The sequence below is a fragment of the Arsenicibacter rosenii genome (genome assembly GCF_001870735.1).
GTDB lineage: Bacteria > Bacteroidota > Bacteroidia > Cytophagales > Spirosomataceae > Arsenicibacter > Arsenicibacter rosenii.
In genome coordinates this window covers 1-772 of sequence record NZ_MORL01000209.1, presented here as the reverse complement: position 1 = coordinate 772, position 772 = coordinate 1, and the positions used below count along the sequence as shown (strand labels likewise).

The following is a 772-nucleotide window of genomic DNA, read 5'->3' as shown; positions in this document are numbered from 1 at the left end:
AAATGATGATGCTGTATGAAGTGCCGGTAGTCGCCGTCGGGTTGGCCAGACCGGAAAACGACGCTACGCCGCCGGTGATGGTCACGTTGGTGGTCGCTGTGTAGGACGGGACAGTTCCGCCGAACGCGACGATGGCAGCCTTATCGCCGTTCACGATGCCGCTGACGGTGATGCGTCCGTTGCTGTTGCCGGTGTTGTTGGTCAGGTTACAGGTAGCCTGAGTGACGCTGATCGTACCGGAGGTGATGGTCTGGCAATAGAAACCAACATCGAAGGTATGATCGGAGGTACCGATGGCATCGGTGGTCATGGAAATGACCGGTGCGGTGATCCCGGCGACGGTAGCGACGGCGGCGTCGGAGTCGTTGCCGTCATTGCGGTTGCCGCCGGTGGCGTTGGCGGTTGTGAGCAGATACTTGCCGTTGCTGACGGTGAGGGTACCGCTGCTGTACTGGCTGTTGGTGCCGAATACGAGTTGGTAGGCGGTGTTGGGCGCCAGCGCCGTCTGCGAACCGGCAAAGGTGACGCTCGAGGGGTTGGCGTAGTTGGGGAAGTAATATTCTCCGTTGGCGTCGGTGGTGGTACGGGCCACGAGTGTGCCGCTGCGGTAGAGGGAAACGGCCACGCCGCTGAGCCCTTTTTCGCAGGCATCCTGTTCGCCGTCCTTATCGTCGTCGAGCCAGACGCGGTTACCGATCTGGAGGAGTTCGATGGTATTACAGCTCAGTTCAATATCGCCCAGACCGGTGGCTTTGGCAAAGGTGCCGGGATT

Annotated in this window: 1 protein-coding gene; it reads right to left on the bottom strand. The window is 60.2% G+C overall.

The window, feature by feature from the left end; all coding sequences use genetic code 11:
* Positions 1 to 772, bottom strand: a 772-nt coding sequence (locus tag BLX24_RS30865) for an SdrD B-like domain-containing protein (protein WP_310590816.1), incomplete at both ends; no start/stop codon positions are given.